Annotated in this window: 2 protein-coding genes; both read left to right on the forward strand. The window is 69.9% G+C overall.

The annotated features are described in order from the left end of the window. Positions 1-264: 264 nt before the first annotated feature. Positions 265-507, forward strand: coding sequence for a chaplin (locus ABT247_RS33370; protein WP_392899297.1), 243 nt, complete (start codon positions 265-267; stop codon positions 505-507). 337 nt (positions 508-844) lie between these two features. Continuing rightward, the coding region (locus tag ABT247_RS33375; RefSeq protein WP_350750348.1) for a chaplin at positions 845-1,692 on the forward strand (848 nt) is incomplete at its 3' end.

A 1,692-nucleotide genomic window follows, 5' to 3' on the forward strand; every position in this document is an offset into this window, starting at 1 on the left:
ACGCGCTCGCCGAGCCGGCGCACCACCCCGCGCTGCACGGCTGGGTGACCAGCACCGCCGCCGCATTGTCCGAGCGCATGATTGTGGGATGGGTTTCTGGAGATCAACAGAAACGATTCAGCTATGCGGTTGCGTGCCGATTGTCTGTGCGAACCCTCACCGTTGAGAGTGAATGGGAAATCTGTTCCGTACCCCGTTTGCCGCAGCGTCGTTCATCCCTGTGCAGCCCGCCGAACGGGTTGCGTTGTCCGTACAGGAGGAATGATGAAGGTCAAGAAGATCGCCGCCGTCGCCGCCGCCACCGGTGGCCTGGTGCTCGCCGCCGCCGGTGTCGCGTCCGCTCACGGCGGCGCCGCTGCCGACGGTGTGGCCGCGGGCTCCCCGGGCGTCGTCTCTGGCAACCAGGTCCAGGTTCCGGTCCACATCCCGGTGAACGTGTGCGGCAACACCGTCAGCGTGATCGGCGTGCTGAACCCGGCGTTCGGCAACCACTGCGCCAACTTCTGAGTCGACCTCCGGGCTGCTGAGGCCCGTTGAGCCGATTCCCATCACGGCCCCCGGGCGGCGGACGCGCCGCACCGGGGGCCGTCGCGTGTCAGGGGTTTCTGTCAGGGGCTTCGCCTGCCGGATCCGGGGGCTCCGCCGCCGGTGGATCGGCAACGCTCGAGGGCCCTCATCGCTCGATCGGGTGAAGTGGGTTCGTTTGGCTCAACCTCGCCGTTGGCTTCTCGTTAACTCCTGTGCAGTCGAAGACCTTGGGTGATTTCCGGCTATACAGAAATTCCGACTTTCATAAGGTTCACGTCAAGGTCGCCATGTCGTCTCGAAAACGTCAGGGGAAAACATGAGGAATGTAGCCAAGAAGGGGATCCTCACTGCCGTGGCCACCGGCAGTGTGCTGGCCTCGACCGCCGGCTACGCCTATGCGGGCGCCGAGGCGCAGGGAGGTGCGGCGGGCTCGCCGGGCGTCGCCTCGGGCAACTCGGTCCAGGTGCCCGTCGAGGTACCGATCAATGCCTGCGGCAACACGGTCGATGTGATCGGCGTACTGAACCCCGCCTTCGGCAACCGCTGTGCCAATGCCAGTACCAGTCGCCACGCGGCCCCGCCGCCCGTGCACGTCTCCCAGCCCGGTGGCGCGGGCACTGGTGGCGCCGGTGCCGGCGGCTCCCACTCCGGTGGCTCCCACACCGACGGGCCGTCCACCGACGCGCACCGGGGGCCCACCGCCTCGGGTGCTTCCGCCAGCGGTGGCGCGGTGGGCTCGCCCGGCGTGATCTCCGGCAACAGCGTCCAGGCCCCGGTGCACGTCCCGGTCAACGCCTGCGGCAACTCGGTGAACGTGGTGGGTGCCGCGAACCCGGCCTTCGGCAACTCCTGCGGCAACGTGGCCCAGCCCGCGCCGAAGCCGACCGACGACTGCCCCGAGGACCACACCCCCGCCACCCCGCCGGCCGGCAGCGGGGAGTCCGGCCAGGGCGGCGGGCGCAACGGCGGTTCGTCCACCGGCAGCACCCCCGTCACCGCCCCGGCGACGGGCGGCGTCACCCAGGCCGCCGCACGGACCAGCACTCCGGTCACCCCCGTCGCGCAGGCCGCCGCGAGCAACCAGCTGGCCTCCACCGGCGCCGGCGCGCGAGAGTCGGCGGCAGTGCAGCGAGGAAGCAGTACTCAGGATCAGGCTGAGGAGCG

The sequence above is a fragment of the Kitasatospora sp. NPDC001539 genome, assembly GCF_040298565.1.
Classification (GTDB): Bacteria; Actinomycetota; Actinomycetes; order Streptomycetales; family Streptomycetaceae; genus Kitasatospora.